The organism is Sphingomonas arantia (assembly GCF_042682045.1).
GTDB lineage: Bacteria > Pseudomonadota > Alphaproteobacteria > Sphingomonadales > Sphingomonadaceae > Sphingomonas_R > Sphingomonas_R arantia.
The window spans coordinates 158,363-179,085 of sequence record NZ_JBHUGS010000002.1; the positions used below are offsets into that span (position 1 = coordinate 158,363).

The 20,723-nt window shown below is 69.6% G+C and carries 21 protein-coding genes; 10 read left to right on the top strand and 11 right to left on the bottom strand.

Annotated elements, in window-relative coordinates; genetic code table 11:
* Nucleotides 1–12: 12 nt before the first annotated feature.
* Both ACFSGX_RS06455 and ACFSGX_RS06460 read right to left on the bottom strand, forming a co-directional pair.
* Entirely contained in the window at nucleotides 13–465 is a 453-nt protein-coding gene (locus tag ACFSGX_RS06455; RefSeq protein WP_380928458.1) for an SMI1/KNR4 family protein, read from the bottom strand.
* Between the two features lie 128 nt (nucleotides 466–593).
* Nucleotides 594–899, bottom strand: a complete 306-nt coding sequence (locus ACFSGX_RS06460; protein ID WP_380928460.1) for a BA14K family protein — start codon at nucleotides 897–899, stop codon at nucleotides 594–596.
* Nucleotides 900–1,099: 200 nt separating this feature from the next.
* Here ACFSGX_RS06460 and ACFSGX_RS06465 point away from each other — a divergent pair, with 200 nt between their 5' ends.
* From ACFSGX_RS06465 to ACFSGX_RS06490, 6 genes are all read left to right on the top strand, one after another.
* Nucleotides 1,100–1,828 (top strand): response regulator, encoded by a 729-nt coding sequence (locus tag ACFSGX_RS06465; RefSeq protein WP_380928462.1) that lies wholly within the window; start codon nucleotides 1,100–1,102, stop codon nucleotides 1,826–1,828.
* The gene (locus ACFSGX_RS06470; RefSeq protein WP_380928464.1) at nucleotides 1,828–3,153 is read left to right on the top strand and encodes an ATP-binding protein; all 1,326 of its coding nucleotides are present in this window, start codon (nucleotides 1,828–1,830) and stop codon (nucleotides 3,151–3,153) included. Before ACFSGX_RS06465 ends, ACFSGX_RS06470 begins: the two co-directional genes overlap by 1 nt.
* 169 nt (nucleotides 3,154–3,322) lie before the next feature.
* Nucleotides 3,323–3,451: a hypothetical protein gene (locus ACFSGX_RS06475; RefSeq protein ID WP_380928466.1), complete on the top strand. Its 129-nt coding sequence runs from the start codon at nucleotides 3,323–3,325 to the stop codon at nucleotides 3,449–3,451.
* Between the two features lie 75 nt (nucleotides 3,452–3,526).
* Nucleotides 3,527–3,886: a hypothetical protein gene (locus tag ACFSGX_RS06480; protein ID WP_380928468.1), complete on the top strand. Its 360-nt coding sequence runs from the start codon at nucleotides 3,527–3,529 to the stop codon at nucleotides 3,884–3,886.
* Nucleotides 3,887–3,968: 82 nt separating this feature from the next.
* Nucleotides 3,969–4,964, top strand: a complete 996-nt coding sequence (gene rsgA / locus ACFSGX_RS06485; protein ID WP_380928469.1) for a ribosome small subunit-dependent GTPase A — start codon at nucleotides 3,969–3,971, stop codon at nucleotides 4,962–4,964.
* A gap of 84 nt (nucleotides 4,965–5,048) precedes the next feature.
* Nucleotides 5,049–6,626: a Na+/H+ antiporter gene (locus tag ACFSGX_RS06490; protein ID WP_380928471.1), complete on the top strand. Its 1,578-nt coding sequence runs from the start codon at nucleotides 5,049–5,051 to the stop codon at nucleotides 6,624–6,626.
* Between the two features lie 6 nt (nucleotides 6,627–6,632).
* Here ACFSGX_RS06490 and ACFSGX_RS06495 read toward each other — a convergent pair whose 3' ends face one another.
* Both ACFSGX_RS06495 and ACFSGX_RS06500 read right to left on the bottom strand, forming a co-directional pair.
* Entirely contained in the window at nucleotides 6,633–8,471 is a 1,839-nt protein-coding gene (locus ACFSGX_RS06495) for a putative bifunctional diguanylate cyclase/phosphodiesterase (protein ID WP_380928473.1), read from the bottom strand.
* A gap of 132 nt (nucleotides 8,472–8,603) precedes the next feature.
* Entirely contained in the window at nucleotides 8,604–10,076 is a 1,473-nt protein-coding gene (locus tag ACFSGX_RS06500; protein ID WP_380928474.1) for a PAS domain S-box protein, read from the bottom strand.
* 173 nt (nucleotides 10,077–10,249) lie between these two features.
* Between ACFSGX_RS06500 and ACFSGX_RS06505 the strand changes: the two genes are divergently transcribed.
* Nucleotides 10,250–10,519, top strand: coding sequence for a GlsB/YeaQ/YmgE family stress response membrane protein (locus tag ACFSGX_RS06505; RefSeq protein WP_380928476.1), 270 nt, complete (start codon nucleotides 10,250–10,252; stop codon nucleotides 10,517–10,519).
* A 12-nt stretch (nucleotides 10,520–10,531) separates the two neighbouring features.
* Here the strand turns inward: ACFSGX_RS06505 and ACFSGX_RS06510 are convergent, their stop codons facing one another.
* Together ACFSGX_RS06510 and ACFSGX_RS06515 are read right to left on the bottom strand one after the other, a co-directional pair.
* Entirely contained in the window at nucleotides 10,532–11,365 is an 834-nt protein-coding gene (locus ACFSGX_RS06510) for an alpha/beta hydrolase family protein (protein WP_380928478.1), read from the bottom strand.
* Entirely contained in the window at nucleotides 11,365–12,291 is a 927-nt protein-coding gene (locus tag ACFSGX_RS06515; protein WP_380928480.1) for an L-lactate dehydrogenase, read from the bottom strand. Before ACFSGX_RS06515 ends, ACFSGX_RS06510 begins: the two co-directional genes overlap by 1 nt.
* Before the next feature lie 3 nt (nucleotides 12,292–12,294).
* Here ACFSGX_RS06515 and ACFSGX_RS06520 point away from each other — a divergent pair, with 3 nt between their 5' ends.
* The 3 genes from ACFSGX_RS06520 to ACFSGX_RS06530 all read left to right on the top strand — a co-directional run bounded on the left by ACFSGX_RS06520 (nucleotide 12,295) and on the right by ACFSGX_RS06530 (nucleotide 15,039).
* Nucleotides 12,295–12,459 (top strand): hypothetical protein, encoded by a 165-nt coding sequence (locus ACFSGX_RS06520; RefSeq protein ID WP_380928482.1) that lies wholly within the window; start codon nucleotides 12,295–12,297, stop codon nucleotides 12,457–12,459.
* Nucleotides 12,460–12,523: 64 nt separating this feature from the next.
* Nucleotides 12,524–14,026, top strand: coding sequence for an MFS transporter (locus ACFSGX_RS06525; RefSeq protein WP_380928483.1), 1,503 nt, complete (start codon nucleotides 12,524–12,526; stop codon nucleotides 14,024–14,026).
* Complete coding sequence (locus ACFSGX_RS06530) at nucleotides 14,023–15,039, top strand: serine hydrolase domain-containing protein (RefSeq protein WP_380928484.1); 1,017 nt, start codon at nucleotides 14,023–14,025, stop codon at nucleotides 15,037–15,039. Before ACFSGX_RS06525 ends, ACFSGX_RS06530 begins: the two co-directional genes overlap by 4 nt.
* A gap of 13 nt (nucleotides 15,040–15,052) precedes the next feature.
* Here ACFSGX_RS06530 and dacB read toward each other — a convergent pair whose 3' ends face one another.
* Genes dacB through dgcN form a run of 5 tightly spaced genes read right to left on the bottom strand, consistent with a single transcriptional unit; the run spans nucleotide 15,053 to nucleotide 20,577 of the window.
* A complete protein-coding gene (dacB, locus tag ACFSGX_RS06535; protein WP_380929990.1) occupies nucleotides 15,053–16,462 on the bottom strand; it encodes a D-alanyl-D-alanine carboxypeptidase/D-alanyl-D-alanine endopeptidase in 1,410 nt (469 codons plus the stop codon).
* Complete coding sequence (locus tag ACFSGX_RS06540) at nucleotides 16,462–17,346, bottom strand: LysR family transcriptional regulator (protein WP_380928485.1); 885 nt, start codon at nucleotides 17,344–17,346, stop codon at nucleotides 16,462–16,464. Before ACFSGX_RS06540 ends, dacB begins: the two co-directional genes overlap by 1 nt.
* Nucleotides 17,343–18,593, bottom strand: coding sequence for a dicarboxylate/amino acid:cation symporter (locus ACFSGX_RS06545; protein ID WP_380928487.1), 1,251 nt, complete (start codon nucleotides 18,591–18,593; stop codon nucleotides 17,343–17,345). Before ACFSGX_RS06545 ends, ACFSGX_RS06540 begins: the two co-directional genes overlap by 4 nt.
* Complete coding sequence (gene dgcA / locus ACFSGX_RS06550) at nucleotides 18,590–19,582, bottom strand: N-acetyl-D-Glu racemase DgcA (protein WP_380928489.1); 993 nt, start codon at nucleotides 19,580–19,582, stop codon at nucleotides 18,590–18,592. Before dgcA ends, ACFSGX_RS06545 begins: the two co-directional genes overlap by 4 nt.
* Nucleotides 19,540–20,577, bottom strand: coding sequence for an N-acetyltransferase DgcN (gene dgcN, locus ACFSGX_RS06555; RefSeq protein ID WP_380928491.1), 1,038 nt, complete (start codon nucleotides 20,575–20,577; stop codon nucleotides 19,540–19,542). Before dgcN ends, dgcA begins: the two co-directional genes overlap by 43 nt.
* Nucleotides 20,578–20,723: the final 146 nt, after the last annotated feature.

Here is a 20,723-nt window from a genome sequence, read left to right on the forward strand (position 1 = left end):
CCGCCTTGCGGGTCAGGGCGGGGTGAGGCCGATCCGACGGAGGAGGGACGCGAAGTCGGGCGCGACGGGGGTGATGCCGTCTTCGCCGTCCAGTTCATGGTCGATGAACACGATCGACGGCGCGGCCGGATCGGCGCGATAGTCGAACGCGAACAGATTGCCGCCGGTGTCGTCCGCGAACGGCAGCAGGCCGGCGGGATAGCGCGGCATCATGTGATCGATGGCGAATGCGATGGCATAGCTCCGCTCGGCCTTTTCCAGCCGATCGAGCGGGGCCACCAGCAGCAGGATGAATGTCGGGAAGGACGGGTCACGCACGAGGTCCTCGTCCAGCGCTTCCCCCTGATGCGCCGTCGCGAGCGCCCAGTAGCCGGCCGGCAAAGGACCGCCGGCAAACGCCTCGAGCCGGTCGCGGTCCTGCTCGGTCGGGGCGGGCAGCTTGGTCCGCAGATAGGGTTCCCACATGCGATACTCCTCCAGCGGTCTTCGGCCGGGGACCGTTATCGCCGGGGGTCGTGGTTCGTTGCAAGCGGTAGAAGTGCCGTGACGACGGTCGCCGGTCGGGATGACCGTCCGGCGACCGTGTTGTCCGCTCAGCCGCGGCAGCGCTGGCGGGGTTTGCCGCGGCCGGGGGCGAAGGTGTCGGTCCGCTTGTCGTAGGACGCGTAGCGCCGCATGCACGCGGTCTGGTGCGCGCTGTTGCCGCGCCCGCTGTTGCGCGCCTGGGTGGCCTTGCCGCCGCGCGAGGACTGGTTGCGATCGTTGCGCGATCCGGCGTTGTCGTTGCCGCGCGTCTGGGTCGTGCGGCCGTTGTCGCGGTCCGGCGCGCGCTGCGCGAGGGTGGGGGCGGCGAGCAGCATCATCGCTGCCGCGGCCAGAGTGGTGGTGATGGTTCGCATTTTCGCAAAGTCCTTATTCGGTGTCACCGGGCGGCCCGTGGCGGGGGCATGTGTCCGCGGGATGTCCGGCGTTGCAGGCGGTGCAGACATGTCGGGCGTGGCAGACACATGGTGGCAATACCGATCGCTATGATAGCGGGGGAACAGCGGCGTATGGCGCGGCGGCTTGACCAGTGGGGACGCGCGTGCGGACGGAGACGATGACAGACCCGGACGGCGGCGCGGGAGCCGATGCGCAGAGCGTCATCCTGATCGTCGACGACGATGCGGAGATCCGCACGTTGCTGGCTGAGCATCTGGCGTCGCGCGGATACCGGGCGCGGACCTGCAAGGACGCGGGCGAGATGGACGCGGCGCTCGCGCGCGAGACGGTCGATCTGGTCCTGCTGGACGTTATGATGCCGGGTGAGGACGGGCTGTCGGCATGTCGCCGGCTGGCGGATCGCGGCGGGCCGCCGGTCGTGCTGCTGAGCGCGCTCGGCCGCGAGCATGACCGGATCAAGGGGCTGGAAACCGGGGCGAGCCATTATCTGGCCAAGCCGTGCAGCGCGCGCGAGGTGCTGGCGACGGTGCGGGCCGCGTTGCGATCGCGCGGCGGGGCGTCGGGGGCGGTCGGCGAGGCCTATGTCTTCGATGCGTGGCGGATCGACATCGCCGCGCATGAGCTGACCGATCCGGACGGCGTGCTGGTACAGCTGACCGACGGCGAGTTCGCGTTGCTGCGCGCGATGGTCGAGCGGCCGCGGCGGGTGCTGTCGCGCGACCAGCTGCTGCAATTCGCGCGCGGGCCGGACAGCGAGGCGTTCGACCGGGCGGTGGACGTGCAGGTCAGCCGGCTGCGCCGCAAGCTGCGCTGTCCGGGTGACGAGCTGATTCGCACCGTGAAGAACGAGGGGTATCTGTTCGTCCCCCATGTCCGGCGGGGGTGATGGCGGAGCGCCGGATCACGACGCCGCTGTACCTGCGGATGTTCACGATCGTGCTGGCGTGCGTCGGCGCGGTGCAGCTGCTGAACGTCGCGTTCGTCGTGCTGATCGGGCCGCCATTGCCGCGCATCTACACCGTCGAGCAGGTGGCCGAGGCGCTGCGCCGCGGCGGGGATCCGGCGGGTCAGATCGTCGTGACGCCGGCGGCCACGGCGCGCAACGAGGACAATGCGCGTACCGTGACGCTGCGTAAGGCGATTGCGCGACAGCTGACGGTGCCGATCGAGCGGGTGCGGATCGCGGGCGTGCCGAGCCCGCGGCCGGACGGGCCGCTGTTCGGCGCGCGGCGGATGCGGCGGCCGGACGTGCGGCAGGAGATCCTGCTCGGCGGGTTCAGCGTGTCGGTGCGGCGCGGCGACGGCAGCTGGCTGTCCGCGCAGCCGGTGCGGACCGGGTTCGAACGGTGGCGGATCGGTGCGCTGGCGCTGATCGTCGCATCGCTGCTGGCGGCGATCGGCTTTGCCTGGCTGCTGACGCGGTGGGTGGCGCGGCCGATCACGCTGTTCGCGGAGGCGGCCGAGCGGCTGGGCCAGGACCCGCGCGGCGCGCCGGTGCCGCTGGAGGGGCCGCCCGAGATTGCGCATGCGGCCAAGGCGTTCAACGAGATGCAGCGCCGGCTGAAGGGTTATGTCGAGGATCGGACGATCATGATCGGCGCGGTGGCGCACGACCTGCGCACGCCGCTGATGCGCCTGGCGTTGCAGATGGAGCGGTTGCCGGCGCAGTATCGCCCGGCCTGCGAGCGGGCGATTGCGGAGATGGACGCGATGATCTCCGCGGCGACGGACTATGTCCGCGACGTCAGCGAGCCGAGCGCGCGGCGGCGGCTGGACCTGCGATCGCTGGCCGAGGCGGTGGTGGACGATTTCGTCGATGGCGGCGGGGATGTGACGATCGTGCCGGGACCGAAGCTGGTCGTGGAAGGCGATCCGATCTCGTTGCGCGCGGTGCTGAACAACCTGATCGGCAATGCGCTGCGTTATGCGCAGGATGCCACGGTCGAGCTGGCCGAGGTGGAGGGTGCCACTGAGATCCGGGTGCGGGACCACGGGCCGGGCATTCCGGCGGAGGACCTGGAACGGGTGTTCGAACCGTTTTTCCGCGGCGAACGATCGCGCAACCGCGAGACGGGGGGCGTCGGGCTGGGTCTGGCGAGCGTCCGTGGCATCGTGCGTGCGCATGGTGGCGAAGTGACGGTGTTGAACCATCCCGACGGCGGCGTGATCGCGACCGTCATGTTGCCTGCGCGGCGCGACCGGCCGGCATAGTTCCGGCGCCTAGTTTTTCGGCGGGCGCGCAGGCCTCGGGTGCAATCTGGCAGACATGCGGGCGCGGCAATCGGGGGCTTCCTTAACGACGGATTTATCTATGCCGTGCGCCCAGTCCAATTGTGATCACCGTCATTCGCCGGGAAAGGCGCAAGTCGACGATGCGGGCGTGAAGCGCGCGCGGTGCCGGATCTGCGGACTGAAGCTGCGCCGCGGGGTGGGGACGCGGACGTGGATCATCGCGGACAGCATCGGCGCGCCGGTCCGACCGGACGAGCGGCGGGCCGAGTTCGGGTAGCGCGCGACCCGGATCGGCCCTAGGCGAGCCCGGAGACGCCCGCGGATAGTGCGGCGTTCGGAACGGAGGATCGCGGTGGTCGTGGCGGCAAAGGCGTGGGACGGCGGCATCGTCAGGATCTGGCTGGAAAAGCGCGTCGTCGCGGCGCGGGCGGAGCAGGTTTCGGCCGAACGCGGCGGGCGGACGCAGCAGGACGATTGCGACAAGGCGACCGCCGAGGAAATGGTCTGCACGCTGCTGAAGGGCAAGCACGCGGTGGACGATCAACAGGCGTTCGCGGTCGAACTGCGGGCGTTGCTGGAGCGCGACGACTATGTCTGGCGCGGCGTGTATGACGACACACGGTTCGACCGGCATGTCCGGACGTTCGTGCGCAAGCTGATCCGCATGGCCAAGACGAACGACGGGTTCGAGAATGTCGCGCACTATCAGTGAGGGCAGGTGCTTTCGTGCGGCGCTTGGCCCATATCGGCACGTGACCGCCGGCCGGTCGCGGTGAAGGATATATGCGCGCGTTATGGAAACTACCGACGAGACGCTGGAAGAGCTTGGCTGGAACGCGCATTTCGTGGCGCAGGTTTCGGACGATGAGGCCGAATATTGCCATCCGGTTCGGGTGATGTCGGTGCATCGCGGCAAGATCGCGGTGGCGGGGGCGGGATCGCGCGGGTTCGTGGCGCCGTCGATCCCGGGGGCCGCGCCGGGCGACGATCATCCGACAGTGGGCGACTGGTTGCTGATCGACGGCGCGTCACAGCTGCCGCTCCGCGTGCTGGGGCGGATGAACCTGTTCAAGCGGCGCGCGCCGGGCGATCCGCGCAAGGAGCAGATGATCGCGGCGAATGTCGACACGGTGTTCATCGTCGCATCGTGCAACCAGGATTTCAGTGTGGCGCGGCTGGAACGCTATCTGGTGCTGGCGCGCGAGGTGGGGGTGCATCCGGTGGTGGTGCTGACCAAGACCGACCTGACCGACGACGTCGACGGGTTCGTGGCGGCGGCGCGGGCGATCGAGCCGGGATTGCTGGTCGAGCCGGTCGACGGGCGCGATTCGGCGAGCGTCGCGCGGCTGGCGACGTGGTGCGGGCCGGGCAAGACGGTCGCGTTCCTCGGATCGTCCGGGGTGGGCAAGTCCACGCTGGTCAACACGCTGCGCGGGTCGGACAGCATCGCGACGCAGGCGATCCGCGCGCATGACGGCACCGGCCGACACACCACGACGGTGCGGGAGATGCACCGGCTGGCGCTGGGTGGCTGGCTGCTCGACCTGCCGGGGATGCGCGAGTTGCAGCTGACCGAAGCGGCGGGCGGCATCGCCGAGGTGTTCGACGATTTCGCGCTGTTGGCGCAGGACTGCCGCTTCTCGGACTGTTCGCACGGGACGGAGCCGGGTTGCGCGGTCCGTGCGGCGATCGCGGAGGGCACGCTGACCATCGAGCGGTTCGAGCGCTGGCGGAAGCTGGAAGCGGCCGAAGCGGTGGTCGTGCGCCCGGCGAAGCGGCGGTCGCGCTAGCGGCGGCTGGCCGGAGCGGGAAGGGTTGCCCGCGGTGCCCGTGCATGCAAGGCGGAGGCTTCGGCGGACGATCGGGACGATGACATGCACCCGGTAGAGAATTTCGAGCTGATCATCGCGATGTTCCTGGCGGTGCTGGCGCTGCATTATGTCGCGCGGCGGCTGGCGCTGCCGCCCGCGGTGGCCCTGCTGACCGGCGGTGGCGCGCTGGCGTTCGTGCCGGGGTTGCCGACGGTGGCGATCGACCCGGAACTGGTGCTGGTCATCTTCCTGCCGCCGTTGTTGATGGACGGGGCGTGGTTGTTGGCGTCGTTCCGGCGGCATATTGCGGGCATCCTGTCGCTGGCGGTGGGGGCGGTGTTCTTCACGACCGCGATCGTGGCGGTGGTCGCCAAGCTGCTGATGCCGGCATTGCCATGGGCGGCGTGCGCGGCGCTGGGGGCGATCGTGTCGCCACCCGATGCGGTATCGGCGCGTGCGGTGTTGCAGCGGGTGAAGCTGCCGCGCCGGCTGTCGACGTTGCTGGAGGGCGAGAGCCTGTTGAACGATGCCGCCGGGCTGGTGCTGTTCCGGTTCGCGGTGGCCGCGATGCTGACCGGCAGTTTCAGCCTGAGCGAGGCGGCGGGCAGCTTCGTCCTGCTCGTCGTGGGCGGGATCGCGGTCGGCGGGGGAATCGGGGCGCTGTGGGTGTTGCTGCTGCGCCGGCTGGGCGACGATCAGCTGATGATCGTGGCGACGGTGCTGGTGTGCTGGTCCGCCTATATCGCGGGCGAGATGCTGCATGTGTCGGGGGTGATCGCGACGGTGGCGGCCGGACTGACGTGCGGCTGGTACCAGCATGTCGTGTTCGCGGCGAGCGTGCGGTTGCGCGCGCATGCGTTCTGGCAGGTGCTGGTGTTCCTGATGGAGGCCGCGGTGTTCATGCTGATCGGTTTCTCGCTGCGCGGCGTGCTCGACCGCGTCGGCGGCATGGGCGTGGTGTTCGACACGATGGCGGGGCCGGTGCTGCTGATCGTGCTGGCGGTGATCGTCGCGCGGTTCCTGTGGGTGTTCGGGGTGGACGGCGCGCTGATCCTGCTGCGCCGGTTCGGCTGGATCGGGGTCCGGCCGCTGGGGGCGGGATCCGCGCTGATCATGAGCTGGGCGGGGATGCGCGGCGTGGTGACGCTGGCCGTCGCCCTGTCGCTGCCCGACACGATGCCGGGGCGCGACATGATGCTGGTGACGGCGTTCGCGGTGATCCTGGTCACCGTGCTGTTGCAGGGGACGTCGCTCGGCCTCGTCATCCGGTTGGCGGGCAAGGACGATGTCGATCCGGCCGCGCCGCCGCTCGACCTGGAGGCGGCGGAGAACGCGGTGTACCGGGCGCAGCTGGCGGCGGTCGAGGGGCTGGCCTTTACCGAGGACGGCCGCGAACTGCACCCGCAACTGCTGCGTCGGTATCGGAGGCGGGCGACGGCGTCCGACAATTTCGAGGGCACGGCGGAGGAGCGCACGGCGGCGATCGACAGCCATTTCGATACGGTCATCGCCGCGGTCGATGCGGGTCGGGCGGCACTGGTCCGGATGCACCGGGATGGACAGATCGACGACGAGATCCTGCACGATCTGGAGCGCGACCTGGACCTGGAGGAACTGGCGGCGTCGGCGGCCAAGGGCTGAGCCCGGTTAGCGGCGGCGCCCGGCGGCGGGGAGCAGCTTTTTCGGCGAGGGCCCTTTTCGGGCAGGTTGCGAACAATCGAGCAGCAACGTCGTGACGGTCGCGCGATCCACCGCGCGCGAGAAGAGATAGCCCTGGCCCAGGACGCAGCCCATCGATTTCAGGAGCTGCGCCTGTTCCTCGGTCTCGATCCCTTCGGCGACGACGCGGATGTCGAGCTGCCCGGCGATGCGGATCAGCCCTTCGACGATCGCCATGCTGCCGTCGCCGGGGTGGAGGCGATCGACGAAGCTCTTGTCGATCTTGATGATGTCGACGGGCACGGTCAGGAGGTGGGTGAGCGAGGCGAAGCCTGTGCCGAAATCGTCGAGCGCCACGCGCAGGCCCTTCGACCGGAGCGCCTTGATGGCGCGTTCGGTGACATGGTCGCCCTGGCCCATATAGACCGACTCGGTGACTTCGAGGATCACGTGCTTCAGCGGGACGGAGTGGGCGCGGAACGCCGATTCGAGTACATGATCGACGCGGCCATGGATGTCGGCGGACGACACGTTGATGCCGACATGCTGGAACGGGATGCCGAGATCGAGCCAGCCGCGCACGTCGGCCGCGACCAGCGCCATCATCCGCGCGGTCAGTTCGGTGGCGATGTGGACGTCGGTGGTCGCTTCATGGAACAGCGCCGCCGGGACGATCCGGTCGTCGACCCGCATACGGCACAGCGCCTCCAGCCCGACGATCTCCAGCGTGTCGAGCCGGACGATCGGCTGGTAATAGGCCTCGATCCGTTGCTCGCGCAGCGCCAGGTCGACATCCTGGATTGCGGTAAGCCGGCGCGTAATGCTGGTGCCGAGGCCCGGCCAGAACCGCACGAAGGCGCCGCGACAGCTTTCCTTGGCGTGGTACAGCGCGAAGTCGGCATTCTGGTGGACCTGCTGCGGCGTCGGATCGTCCGCGGCGACCAGCGCGCCGCCGATCGTGCCGCGCGGCACGACGATGTTGCCGCGGCAATCGGCGGGGCGGACCAGGACGGCCAGGATCCGCTCCGCCGTTTGGGCCAGGTCGGAGAGCGCGTCCGGCGATTGGAGTATGACGGCGAATTCGTCGCCGCCGAGCCGGAAGGCGCGGTCCGGGTGGACCGCCTCGGAGATCCGCTTGCTGGCGATCTGCAACATGCAGTCGCCGGTGGCATGGCCGAAGATGTCGTTGGCGATCTTCAGATTGTCGAGGTCGATGACGAGCAGGCCCCAGGCGCCGGGCACGTCGCAACGCAGATGGCGCAGGGCGGCGTCGAATGCCGCGCGGTTGTTGAGGTTCGTCAGTGCATCGGTGAAGGCGCGGCGTTCATGTTCGACGACCCGCTGGTGCCGTTCGATCGCGATAGCGCTGAGATGCAGGCAGTGCGCGACGACGTCCTGTTCCGCATCGGTCGGCCCGCGGCGGTCGCGATAGTAGAGTGTGAAGGTTCCGATCGCGTCGCCCAGTCCGTTCAGGATGGGGCTGGACCAGCAGGCCAGCAGGCCGAGCGGAAGCGACAGATGTCGGTAGCGGTGCCAGTGCGGATCGGTCGCGATGTCGATCGTGGTGACGCCGGTGCGGAGATACGCGGCCGCGCCGCACGAGCCGGAGTCGAGACCGACCGCGACACCGTCGAACTGGCGTGGGTAGTCGTCCGGAAGGCTGGGCGCGGCGAGCGGGTGAAGCGTGTCGTCGCCATCGACGGTCATGACCGAGCAGACCACGCCGGGCAGCAGGCGTTCGACCTCGACGCAGAGCCGCACCGCGGTGCGTTCCAGCGTCTTACCCTTCGCGATCATCTCCAGGATGACGTTCTGGAGTTCGATCAAGGATCCCACGAGATTAAAGCCACTATCAAACAGCCGGCCGGCTTATTTGCCTGCGGCCGAGTCAGTAGCGCCTTTTCGTTGACGAAACCTTAGCATGGGTTGGTGTACCGACGTCGCCCGTCCGGCCCGGGTTCAGGCGCCGACGCCGCGTTCGTGCGCCCAGACGATCGCGGCGCTGCGTCGCTTGACGCCGATCTTGGCATAGAGCCGCGCGACGTGGTTGCGCACCGTGTTGCGTGAGAGGCCGAGTTTGTCGGCGATCGCGGCGTCGTCGAGATCCTGGCAGATCAGGTCGAGGACCTCGCGCTCGCGCTTGCTGAGGTCGGTCGGCGGGGCGGCGGCGGCCGTCCCGCGCGGGTTCCGGAGCGTGGCGAGCTTGTCCATGATCGAGCGGCTGAGCCAGTTGGCGTCCTTCATCACCGCCTCGATCGCCTCGACCAGTTCGAGTTCGCCGCGGCGGCGGGTGGAGATGTCCTGGTAAAGCCACAGGACGCAGGGCGCGCCGTCCACACTGATCCGTTCGGCGGAGACAAGGCAGTCCGCCGTCGCGCCGTTGCGGTGCAGCAGCCGGACGTCGTGCGCGCGGAAGCCGCCATGGTCGCGGATCCCCTGTTCCAGCGTGCGGCGTTGCGCGGCGTCGTTCCAGAGGTGGAGGTCGTCGGCGACGCGGCCGATGACGGACGGCGCGTCGTAGCCGGTCAGCGCGGTGAAGGCAGTGTTGACCTGCGTGATGCGGTTGTCGTCGCCCTGCGTCACGACCATCGCGACCGGGGCCATTTCGAAGACCGAGACGAAGTGGCGTTCGCTGGCCTGGAGCGCGCGTTCCGCCTTTCGCCGCGGTTCGAGATCGGCGAAGGTGAACAGCAGGCAGTCCTCGTTCGCGACCTCGATCGGTTGGCCGGCCAGGACTACAAGCGTGCGGTCTCCGCCGGCGAGCGGGAGTTCCGCCTCGAGCTGCGGCACGGTGCGGCCGTTGGCGACGCGGTCCTTCACGTACGCCTTGCGGTCGACCTGGTCGAGGAAGTCGAAATCGAACAGCGTCTTGCCGACGATCTGGTCGTGGTCGTAGCCGGACAGATCGAGGAAGCCCTGGTTCACCAGGACGTAGCGCTGGTCCGCGACGCGAATGATGAGCGCGGGGGCGGGGTTGGCGTGGAACATCGCCTCGAACCGGTCCTCCGCATCGAACCGTTCGGTGACGTCGTTGATGACGAGGCCGAGGCAGTCGGGTTCGCCGCCGTCCTGGTCCATGACGATATCGCGGACCTGGTGGACCCAGCGCGGTTCGTCCGCGCCGACGGGTGACACCTCGACGATCAGGTCGGGGAAGCTCTCCCCCGCGAGAAGGCGGGTCAGCGGATAGTCGCGGCGGTGGAGCTTGTGGTGATCGCGGTAGCGCAGCGCGAAGCGGGTGGCGTAGTCGTCGACCGTCGCGCCGAGCTCGGCGAGTTCCTTCACGCCGTGCATGCGGAGTGCGGCAGGGTTGGCGCTCAGGATCGTGCCGGTCGGGTCCATCAGGATGACGCCCTCCAGCAGGCCGGTCATCAACTGCTCCAGATGGTGGAGCGTGAGCGCGTGGAGCGGCTTTGGCTGGGGTTTGGTCATGGAGACCAAGCGCGGGACGGGGGGCGGGGTTCCGTACCCACGCGAGACGGATGTACCAATCGAGTTGGTGTCTCGGTACTAACCGCCAAATTCCGTTCGTCGAACGAAACTGAACTTCCCGGCGTCACGGTCTGTTGATGCTGCTGTACCAATACCCAAACAGGAGCAAAACCATGAACCTCATCATTCTTCTCATCGTCGGCGGCATCATCGGCTGGGTCGCCAGCATGATCATGCGGACCGATGGCCAGCAGGGCATCTTCCTCAACATCGTCGTCGGGATCGTCGGCGCGGTGCTCGCCGGCTTCATCATCACGCCGTTCTTCGGCGGTGCATCGATCATGGACGGCGCGCTGAACATCCAGTCGATCCTCATCTCGCTGGTCGGCGCGGTGATCCTGCTGGCGATCGTCAACATGTTCCGTCGCGGTTCGGTCCGCTGATCGGACGATCCGTCAGAACGTGATCGACAGCAGCCAGCTGAGCACCAGGCGTTGTAACGCGATACGGTGATCCGAGTAGCTGTGATCGGTCTGAAGATGCGATCGGGACATGGTCCCGGTCGCATTTTTCATGGCGGCGGCCAGCGCGTCGCTGCCGGGGGTGAAACCGTCGTCCGACGTGCAGAGCAGGAGCGGGCGGTCTTCGAGTGCGGGGGCGTAGTTTTTGAGGTGGAGATCGTCTGCGTGCGAGGCGGCTTCTGTTGCGAGCGCCTGCGGCGATGTGTGTGCGAGGATTTGCAGTCCTCTGCTGGTGCCGACAGTTTCATCCACGACCTCTACCGCTTTCTCCTCGGGCAGTTCGCCGAAGGCGCTGCCGAGGTCGGCGGCGGAGATCAGCGCGACGGCGCGGATGGTCGGGCGGTTGGCGGCGACGTGCGCGGCGATGAAGCCGCCCATGCTGTGGCCGATGACGACGAGCCTGTCCCGGTCGATGCGCAGCGCGGTCGCGTCGCGGAGCCAGTCGTGGACGGTCAGCGCATCGGCGATGCAGTTGGCAAACGAGAAGGCGCCGGGGCTGCCCCAGGACCCGCGATAGTGGAAGGTCAGGACGTTCCAGCCGGCGCGGCGGAGCGACTGGGCGAGGTCGACATTCTGTTCGTTGCCGGGCAGGCCGTGGAGCAGCAGGACGGTCGGATGCGGGCCGCGGCCGGCGGCGGTGTAGAGCAGTGCGTTGAGCGTTTCGCCGCCGCTCGCGATCGCCTGCGCCAGCGTTTCGGCGGGGTGGTCCGCGTCCTGCGACGGGTCCTGCGTCAGGGCGTGTTCGACCGCGACGGCGACGGCGTTCATCAATCGATCCCGGCGAGCGTTTTGCGCAGCGTGTCGGCCGAGGCGAGGAGCGCGGTGCGTTCGTTGGCGGAGAGGTCCGGCGTCAGGACGCGCAGCACGCCGGCCGCGCCGATCAGGCAGGGGAGGCTGAGATAGACGTCGTCGATGCCGTACTGGCCGGTGACACGGGTCGCGATCGGGAGCACGACGCGCTCGTCACGCTGGACCGCTTCGCAGATCCGCACGATCGCGCTGGCGACGCCGAACGAGGTGTAGCCCTTGCCGTGGTTGATCGCGTAGCCGGCGCGCATAACGTCGTTGGCGATCGCGGCACGATCGAAGGGTTGTTCCCCGAGAAACTGCTCGAGCGTGAGACCGCCGATCCGGACGGTGGAATAGGCCACGACCTCGCTGTCGCCATGTTCGCCGAGCACCATGGCATCGACCGCGCCGGGTGCGACGCCGAGCTGTTCGGCGATGCGCTTACGGAAGCGGTTGCTGTCGAGCAGCGTGCCTGTGCCGATCACCCGTTCCGGCGGCAGGCCGGATGCGTCCTGTGCGACCTGCGTCATGGCGTCGACCGGGTTGGACGATACGACCAACACGCCGTCGAAGCCGGCGGCCATGGCGTCGGCGATGCAGGCGCGGACGATCGCGGCGCTTTTGCTGGCGATCGAAGTGCGGGTTTCGTCGCCGTGCGTCGCGGCGCCGGCGGTGAGAACGAGGATGTCGGCGGACCGCGTATCGGCATAGTCGCCGGCCCAGATCCGCGCGGGGCGGGCGATGGCGTTGGCGTCCGCGATGTCGGTCGCCTCGGCCACGGCGCGGTCGGCGTCCTTGTCGATGATCACGATTTCGGTGAACAGGCCGCTGAGCATCAGCGCGTAGGCGGCGGTGGCACCGACATTGCCGGCACCGACGATGGCGACGCGGGACGAAACGGACATGCGATGATCCTTGGGTTTTGCGGGCGGCGCGAACGGATGGGCCCCGCTTATGGTGCCGAACTACTACACGCGAACAATCGGCATGCGGCGAAGGTTCATGCCGCCACGCGGGTCGAGTGCTTCCGCGGCCGGCATGCCGCGACGTTGTCGGGGCATAACCGCGGGTGATCGGTCGCTTGACTGGCGGGCGGGATGCCCCGACGCTCCCGGTCTTGCGATCTGCGGAGCAGCCATGACCGATCTTGCCGCGAGCGCGGTTCATTCCGACGAGAGCGCGAAGCCCGCGACCGACCGGCGCGGCATGTTGCTGTACGGGTTGCTCGGGTTCGCCGCGGGGCTGCCATTCTACATGTTCTCAACCGTGCTGGTGCTGCGGTTGCAGGCGCATGGCGTGGCGCTGACGGTGCTCGGGTTCTTTGCCTGGGTGCAGTTGCTGCCGACGCTGAAGTTCGTGTGGGCGCCGTTGCTGGACCGGTACGATATCCCCGGGTTCGGGCGGTACTGGGGCAAGCGGCGCGGCTGGATCATGCTGGCGCAGCTCGGCATCTTCAGCGCGATGATCGCGATGGCGGCGACGTCGGACGATGCGAACCTGGCGGTGACGGCGTTGTTCGCGGTGCTGCTCGCATTCTGGACAACGACGCTGGAGGTGGCGGCCGATGCCTGGCGGATCGAGCTGTATCCCTCGCAGGAGCAGCAGGGTCCGATCGTCGCGGCGAACCTGTGGGGATATCGCAGTGCGATGGTGGCGGCGGGGAGCGGCGCGTTGCTGATCGCGGCGGTCGGCGGCTGGGCGCTGTCCTATCTGCTGATCGCGGCGGCGGCGTTGCTGCCGTTCCCGATCCTGGTCGCGATGCGCGCGGATGGCGGCGGGACCGGGGGGCGGGCGACGGCGCTGACGACCGGGTTGGTCGCGAGTGCGGTGATCTTGGGGGCGGCGCTTGCGGTGACCGCGGGGGTCGGCTGGGTGTTGCTGGCGATCGCGGCGCGGGCGGGGATCGACGCGGGCAGCAACGTGACGCCGTGGGTGCTCGGGCTGTGCATGCTGCCGTTCGTGGCGATGGCGATCGCGCTGCCGCGGATCCGGCGGTCGACGTCGGACTCGGCGCTGCGGACGTCGACGGTGCTGGGGCCTTATGTCGATTTCTTCTGGCGCTACGGCTACGCGGCGGTCCTGCTGATGATATTCGTGTCGCTGTACCGGATGGGCGACGTGCTGGCGCTGAACCTGTCGAAACCGATGATCAAGGGGCTGGGCTATTCATTGACGCAGATCGGGCGGGCGGACAGCCTGGTCGCGCTCGCGGCGAGCGTGCTGGGCGTCGGGCTGGGCGGGCTGATGGCGGCGAGGCGTCCGATGGCGTGGGCGCTGGCGGTGGGCGCGGTGGTCGCGGCGATCGGCAATTTCGGGTTCGTCTGGCTGGCGCATCAGCGGGTGGACGAGGGGTTGTTGTATCTGGCGACCGCGGCGGACCAGTTCGGCAACGGGTTCGCAGGGGCGGTGTTCGTCGTCTATCTCTCGCTGCTGGTGAACCCGCGTTATCCGGGGGCGCAATATGCATTCCTGACCGGGTTCGCGTTCCTGCTGCCGCGGCTGCTGGCCGGGGCGGGCGGCGCGATGGTGGGGGCGATCGGCTATGACGGGTTCTTCCTGCTGTCGGGCATCGTGAGCCTGGCGGCGCTCCTGTTCGTGCCGGCGCTGTCGCAGGTCAGGGCGCGGAGCGAAGCGGCATGATGCGCGATCTTGAAGTGGTAGCCGATGCGGCGTTCGGCGCGGCCGCCGCGCACGTTGCGGACGGGCGGATCCCGGGCGCGGTGCTGGGGATCGTCACGGCCGACGGCGCGCGCGCGGTGCGGGTGGCCGGACTGGCGCAGCGCATGCCGGCGGCGGAGGTGCTGACCGCGGGCCACTGGTTCGACCTGGCGTCGGTCAGCAAGGTGATCGCGACGACGACGTTCGTGCTGCGGCTGGCGGACGAGGGGCGGATCGACCTGGACCGGCCGCTGACCGATGCGATCCCGGACCTGCGGCAATATGATGTGGCGGGGGCGGCGGAGCGGCGGCTGACGTTCCGCGACTGTCTGGTCCACCGGACGTTCCTGCCGGCGGTGGAGCCGATCTACACCTATGGCGACGATCCCGTGCGGCTGCGGGCGTTCGTGTTGCAGCGGGAATGGCGGCATGGGCCGCCGGTCTATTCGGACATCAATTTCATCCTGCTGGGCATCGCGGTGGAGCGGCTGACGGGCGCGGGGCTGGATGCGTTGCCGCTGGGCGCGGGCCTGAGCTGGGGGCCGCCGCCGGGGCCGGCGGTCGCGACCGAGTTTTGCCAGTGGCGCGGTCGCGTGTTGTCGGGCGAGGTGCATGACGAGAATTGCGCCGCGATGGGCAGGCGGACGGGGCATGCCGGGCTGTTCGGGACGGTCGATGGCGTGCTCGGCTACGCGCGAGGGCTACTCGACGGGAGCGGGGCGACGCCGGGGATGCTCGCGCAGATGCGGACGCCGATCGAGGGGCACCGGACCGCGGGGTGGGAGATCCGCTATCCGGGTTGGTCCGGCGGGCAAAGCTGTTCGGCAACGACGATCGGCCATACCGGGTTCACCGGGACCGGCTTGTGGGTGGATTTCGATCGCGGGGTGGCCTGGACCTTGCTGACCAACCGGGTGCATCCGACACGGCATTTCGACAGCGGGATCTTTGCGCTGCGACAGGTGACCGGGGATGCGCTGGTTGCTGCTTTTTAGGTTTGGATGGGGGTTAGTTGGCGGCAGCTAACGCCAGCAGCGCTTGATCGACCGCGGCCGTCGCCGAGGCGTTGCTGGGCATGTCGTTGGCGAGGGCGGAGAAGGTGAGCGTGCGGCCGCGGGCGGTGGTGAGGAAGCCGGAGAGCGCGCTCGCGGCGTTGAGGGTGCCGGTCTTGGCGGTGATCCTGCCCTCCAGCGCGGTGCCGCGGAAGCGGCGGGCGAGGGTGCCGTCGGTGCCGCCGATCGGGAGGGTGGTGCGCCAGGCCGGGCCCCAGGGCTGGGTCTGCGTCCAGCGGAGGAAGCGGACCGCGGCGCGCGGGGTGAGGCGGTTGTAGCTCGACATGCCCGAGCCGTCGGCGAAGTCGTAGGTCCAGCGTGGGACGTTTGCGGTGTCGATCTGCCTGGCAACCGTGGCGCGGCCGTCGGCGACCGAACCGGTGCCGGTGACCGCCCCGACACGCCGGAGCAGGAGTTCGGCGTGGAGGTTTTGGCTGACCTTGTTGGTGGTGCGCAGGTCGTCTGCGAGCGGTGGTGGGGTCAGGCGGGCGAGGATTGGTCGGGCGGGGGCGTGCGGGGCGGGGGCAGTGCCGCGGGTTGCGGGATCGTCGATTGGGGAGAGCGGGCGGTGGCGCGTGGCGATGGTGCCGGTGACGCGGACGCCGAGCGTGCGGAGCAGGGCTGCGAGTTGCCAGGCGGCGCGGTGGGCGGGGTCGTCGAGGCCGACGGTGAGCGTTTCGGGCGGGCTGCCCGCCGGGATCGTGCCGGTGATGCGGAGCGTGTCGTCGCCGGGGGCGCGGGTGACAGACAGCGCCGCGACGGTGCCGGCGGTCGTCGCGCGGTTGACGATGCGGTAGTAGCCGTCTCCGGTGATCGTCGGGGCCGCGCCGGGGGTGGCGGGGGCGACGGTGACGGTCAGGACATTGTCGTCGATGGTGAGCGCGGAGACGGCGGTGCCCGAGCGGGAGGGCATGTTGTTCCAGCTCATGCCGAGCGGCCAGCGTTCGTCGGGGAACGCGCTGTCGTCTCCCACCACGTCGTGGACGATACGGGTCTTTGCCGCGACCGCGCGGGCCAGGTCGATCAGGCAGTCGGTGATGCAGTCCGCGGCGCTGGACAGGCGGGCGTCGCCGTGGCCGGTGAGCACGACGCCGCGGCCCTCCAGCCGGACGGTCGCGCCGCCGGCGGTGTCCGGGCCTTGCGTGTCGAGCAGCGCGAAGGCGGCGGCGGTGGTGAAGAGCTTGGTGTTGGAGGCGGGGACGAAGCGGTCGTCGGGACGGATCGCGACGATCTCGCGGCCGGTGTCGTCCACCGCGACGAGGCCGATGCGGGTGCCGGGGCCGGCGGTGGCGAGCGCCTGGGCGACCGGGTCGGGCGGGCTGGCGGCGGCGAGCAGGACCGAGGCGAGCGCGAGCAGGAGGCGCATCACGGCGCCTCGATCACGTCGCTGAGCAGCGCGAGGAATTCGCTGGCCAGTGCGCTGGGTGGGCGGTCGAGCAGGTGCATGGCGTGGACGTCGAAGGTGAGCGGGGGCTTGAGCGAGCGGACGGAGAGGCCGGGGGCGATCGACGCGTCGGCGGTGAAGCTGTCGACGACGGTCAGCCCGACGCCGGCGCGGACGAGCGCGGCGGCGATGTAGAAGGTGCGGGCCGACGCGACCTCGTCCAGGTCGAGCGCGAGCCTTTCGAGTTCGGTGCTGAACAGCTGGCCGATCGGGCCGCTGGCAGCGAGAGTGATGAACGGGCGGCCGACGAGCTGCGCCAGTTCGAGCCGGGCCGGGGCGTCGGGCATGTCCTCCTCGCGGTAGAGCACGACCAGTTCGCCCTCGCCCAGCCAGACCTGACCGAGCGGGGCGCCGCGCGGAACCTCCGCGGCGATCGCGATGTCGGTTTCGCGTTCGTAGAGCTTGCGGAGGAGGTCGTCGTGATGGACCGTCTGGAGGTCGAACCGGACGTCGGGGCGGATCTTGAGGAAGCGCGATACGGCGGTAGGCAGCGCGCCGAGTGCGAGGCTGGGTAGTGCGGAGATGCGCAGCGTGGTGCCCGCGCCGGCGCGCAGGTTGCGTCCCGCCTCGCGCAGTGCGCGGACGCGTTCCTGGATATTGGCGACATCGCCGAAAAGGGCGTGCGCGTCCTCGGTGGGGACGAGGCGGCTGTTGGTGCGCTGGAACAGTTCGAAGCCGAGGAGGGTCTCGGCATGGCGCAGCGTTTTCGACACCGAGGGTTGCGAGATGTGGAGCGCGCGGGCGGCGGCGCTGACCGATCCGTTGACGTAGACCGCGTGGAAGATTTCGATGTGGCGCAGGTTCATGGCCGGATTGTGCCCCTGTAGCGTGCTTCGTCGAGGCCGTGTTCGGCACGCGCGACGAGCGTGGCGACGGTCAGGTTGGCCGAGGCGGACGGGACGGTGCGGGTCATGTCGAGCAGCCGGTCGAACGGCAGGACGAGGCCGACGACGAGTGCGGTCTGTTCCGCGCCGACGCCGACCGCAGACAGCATCGCGGCGAGCATGAAGAGGGAGGCGGAGGGAACCGGCGCGGTGCCGAACGCGGCGAGCGCGCCGGTCAGCAGCATGATCCCGAGCATGCCGGCGTCGGGGACGATGCCGAGCGCCTGTAACGCGAACTGGCCCAGCAGGCCGACATACATGGCGGTGCCGTCCTTCCCGATGCTGGCGCCGAGCGGGAGGACGGTCGAGGCGATCGGCCGCGCGATGCCGAGATTGTCCTGCGCGACGCGGAGCGCCACGGGCAGCGTGGCGGAGGAGGAGGCGGTCGAGAAAGCGACGATGAGCGCATCGACGATGCCGCGGAAGAAGCGCGCGACCGGCAGCCGCGCGACGGCGACGATCAACAGCGCGTGGACGACGAGCATCTGGACGAGCGAGGCGAGCACGACGCAGAGCGCCAGCCAGCCGACATTGACGAACACCGCCATGCCACCGCCCGCGACCGCGCCGGCGATCAGCGCGAGCACGCCGAACGGGGTCGCCTCCATCACGATGCGGACGATCTGCAGCAGGACGGCGGCGGCGGACTGGAGCAGCGCCACGACGGGCTTGCCCGCGTCGCCCGACACCACGCTGCCGACGCCGAGCAGGATCGCGACGAAGATGATGGCGAGCATGTCACCCTTGGCCAGCGCATCGACGATGTTGGCCGGGACGATGCCGAGCAGCTGGTCGGCCGGCGACACGGGCGGCCCCAGGACATGCGGGGCGATACCGGCCAGCGCGATGCCGTCGCCGGGGCGCAGGACGAGGCCGAACGCCATGCCGATCGAGACGGCCAGAAGCGTGGTGAACGCGAACCAGCCGACGGTGCGCCCGCCGATGCTGCCCAGCCGGCGCGGATCGCCGAGCGAGGAGATGCCGGCCGCGATGGTGATGAGCACGACGGGCACGACGAGCATCTTGATCAGCCGCACGAATAGGTCGCCGACCAGCCGGATCGCGGCGGCCCCGGCGGGCCAGAGCAGGCCGAGCGCGACGCCGATGAGGAGCCCGGCGACGACCCGTTTCCACAACGGGATCGCGAACCAGGCCCGGAGCAGCCTCAAGCCGGAGTGCCCCAGAAGCCGGGCGCGGGCGGGGAGAGCATACCGGTGTGATCGCTGACGCCGCCGCGGCGATCCTCCGCCAGCCAAAGCGGGCCGTCGAGATCGACGAACGTGGCACGGCCGGCGAGCAGCAGCGCAGGTGCGATGCCGAGCGACGAACAGACCATGCAACCGACCATCACGCCGAACCCCTTTCGCTCCGCCGTATCGGCAAGCATCAGCGCTTCGGTCAAGCCGCCGGTCTTGTCGAGCTTCACGTTGACGACGCTGTAGCGGCCGGCGAGCGCATCGAGATCGGCAGCGGTGTGGAGCGATTCATCGGCGCAGATCGGGACGCGTGAGGCGAACCCGGTGAGCGCGCCGTCCGCGTCGGCGGGGAGTGGCTGTTCGAGCAGGTCGACGCGGTAATCGACGAGCAGGTCCTGGAGGCCGGTGACCTCGTCGATCGACCAGCTTTCGTTCGGGTCGACGATCAGGCGCGGGGCGGGGGCGGCGGCGCGGACCGCGGCGATCTGGGCGGCGGCATGATCGCGGTCGACCTTGATCTTCAGAAGCGGGACGTCGGCGACGCGGGCGGCGGCGGAGGCCATCGCGGCGGGCGCGTCGAGGCCGATGGTGATCGCGGATGCGACCGGAGTGGGTTCGGACAGGCCGGCCAGTGCGGCGACCGTGGTGCCGGCCAGTTGCGCGTCGAGATCCCACAACGCGCCGTCGACCGCGTTGCGCGCGGCGCCCGGCGGCATGATACGGAGCAGTTCGGCGCGGCCGGCGCCACGTTGCAGGAGCGGCGTGACCGTGTCGATCGCGGCGAGCGCGGCCTCGATCGTCTCGTCGTAGCGCGCATAGGGGACCGCCTCGCCGCGCCCGACCAGCGTGCCCTGCGCGATGGTGACGGTGATCACGTCGGCCGCGGTTTTCACCCCGCGCGAGATGCGGAACGGGGTGGTCAGGCCGAAACGGTCGTGGCGGGCGTCGAGGCGTCGCAGCATGTCAGCATCCAGTCGATGATCGGATCCGCCCCGAACCGGTAGGGATCGGTGCAGGGCAGGCCGTGGGTGTCCGCGACTGACGAGCATAGCCGCCGTGCGTCGGCTTCGTCGAGCGCGACCGTGTTCAGCGCGATGCCGACCGCCTGAACGTGCGGGCTGGTAAGCCGCGCGACGGACAGGTTGGCGGCGAGACAGTCGGTGATCGAAGGGAGCTGATAGTGCGGCAGGCCGCGCATATGGGCACGCGACGGATCATGGCAGAGGAGGAGCGCGCGGGGTTGGGCGCCATGGAGCAGCCCGGTCGAGACACCGGCGAAGGACGGGTGGAAGAGCGATCCCTGCCCCTCGATCAGGTCCCACCCGGCGTCGTGGCGAGCGGGGGTGAGCTGTTCGATCGCGCCCGAGATAAAGTCTGCGACGACCGCGTCGACGGGCACGCCGGCGCCGGCGATCATGATGCCGGTCTGGCCGGTGGCGCGGAAGTCCGCGGCGATGCCGCGGGCGTGCATGGCGTCGCGCAGGGCGAGCGTGGCGTACATCTTGCCCACGGAGCAGTCGGTGCCGACGGTGAGCAGGCGGTTGCCGGCACGGGGGAGGCCGTTGCCGATGGGGAGGTCGGCGGGCGGATCGCGGACGTCGAACAGTGTCACGCCTGCGTCGGCGGCGGCGCGGACGAGGCGCGGTTCGTCGCGCAGCCGCTGGTGGAGGCCGGATGCGACGCTAAGCCCGGCGGAGATCGCGGCCAGTGCGTCGTGGATCAGCGCGTCGTCCATTTTTCCACCGGCGTTGGCGATTCCGAGGACGAGCGTGCGGGCACCTGCGGCCCGCGCGGCGGCGGCGTCCATGCGCGGCAGGTCGAGCGTCAGTGGGCAGTCGTCGTGCCGCCATTCGCCGAGGCAGTCCTTGGGCCGGAAAGCGGCGAGCCCGCGCGAGGTCTTGATTCCGACCGCGTCGCTGGAATGGCCGAGATACAGGAGGAAGGGACCGGGGATCATCGCGCACCTGCGTCGGAGGGGGTGGTGTCCGGCATAGGGTGTGGGGGTGGTGGTGCGCGCATCATGCTCGTGCGGCGGGGCATAGCGTGGGGTTATGCCGGGTCAGAGGGGCTGACCCTCTCCCGACCCGTCAATGCCGAGCGAAG

Excerpts from the sequence above, each read along its gene's own strand:
- ACFSGX_RS06525 (WP_380928483.1), top strand. The coding sequence starts at position 12,524 with ATGACCGATCTTGCCGCGAGCGCGGTTCATTCCGACGAGAGCGCGAAG.
- ACFSGX_RS06510 (WP_380928478.1), bottom strand. The coding sequence starts at position 11,365 with ATGAACGCCGTCGCCGTCGCGGTCGAACACGCCCTGACGCAGGACCCG.
- ACFSGX_RS06470 (WP_380928464.1), top strand. The coding sequence starts at position 1,828 with ATGGCGGAGCGCCGGATCACGACGCCGCTGTACCTGCGGATGTTCACG.
- ACFSGX_RS06515 (WP_380928480.1), bottom strand. The coding sequence starts at position 12,291 with ATGTCCGTTTCGTCCCGCGTCGCCATCGTCGGTGCCGGCAATGTCGGT.
- ACFSGX_RS06530 (WP_380928484.1), top strand. The coding sequence starts at position 14,023 with ATGATGCGCGATCTTGAAGTGGTAGCCGATGCGGCGTTCGGCGCGGCC.
- rsgA (WP_380928469.1), top strand. The coding sequence starts at position 3,969 with ATGGAAACTACCGACGAGACGCTGGAAGAGCTTGGCTGGAACGCGCAT.
- ACFSGX_RS06505 (WP_380928476.1), top strand. The coding sequence starts at position 10,250 with ATGAACCTCATCATTCTTCTCATCGTCGGCGGCATCATCGGCTGGGTC.
- dgcA (WP_380928489.1), bottom strand. The coding sequence starts at position 19,582 with ATGCTGCGACGCCTCGACGCCCGCCACGACCGTTTCGGCCTGACCACC.
- dacB (WP_380929990.1), bottom strand. The coding sequence starts at position 16,462 with ATGCGCCTCCTGCTCGCGCTCGCCTCGGTCCTGCTCGCCGCCGCCAGC.
- ACFSGX_RS06500 (WP_380928474.1), bottom strand. The coding sequence starts at position 10,076 with ATGACCAAACCCCAGCCAAAGCCGCTCCACGCGCTCACGCTCCACCAT.
- ACFSGX_RS06520 (WP_380928482.1), top strand. The coding sequence starts at position 12,295 with ATGATCCTTGGGTTTTGCGGGCGGCGCGAACGGATGGGCCCCGCTTAT.
- dgcN (WP_380928491.1), bottom strand. The coding sequence starts at position 20,577 with ATGATCCCCGGTCCCTTCCTCCTGTATCTCGGCCATTCCAGCGACGCG.
- ACFSGX_RS06540 (WP_380928485.1), bottom strand. The coding sequence starts at position 17,346 with ATGAACCTGCGCCACATCGAAATCTTCCACGCGGTCTACGTCAACGGA.
- ACFSGX_RS06460 (WP_380928460.1), bottom strand. The coding sequence starts at position 899 with ATGCGAACCATCACCACCACTCTGGCCGCGGCAGCGATGATGCTGCTC.
- ACFSGX_RS06465 (WP_380928462.1), top strand. The coding sequence starts at position 1,100 with ATGACAGACCCGGACGGCGGCGCGGGAGCCGATGCGCAGAGCGTCATC.
- ACFSGX_RS06455 (WP_380928458.1), bottom strand. The coding sequence starts at position 465 with ATGTGGGAACCCTATCTGCGGACCAAGCTGCCCGCCCCGACCGAGCAG.
- ACFSGX_RS06490 (WP_380928471.1), top strand. The coding sequence starts at position 5,049 with ATGCACCCGGTAGAGAATTTCGAGCTGATCATCGCGATGTTCCTGGCG.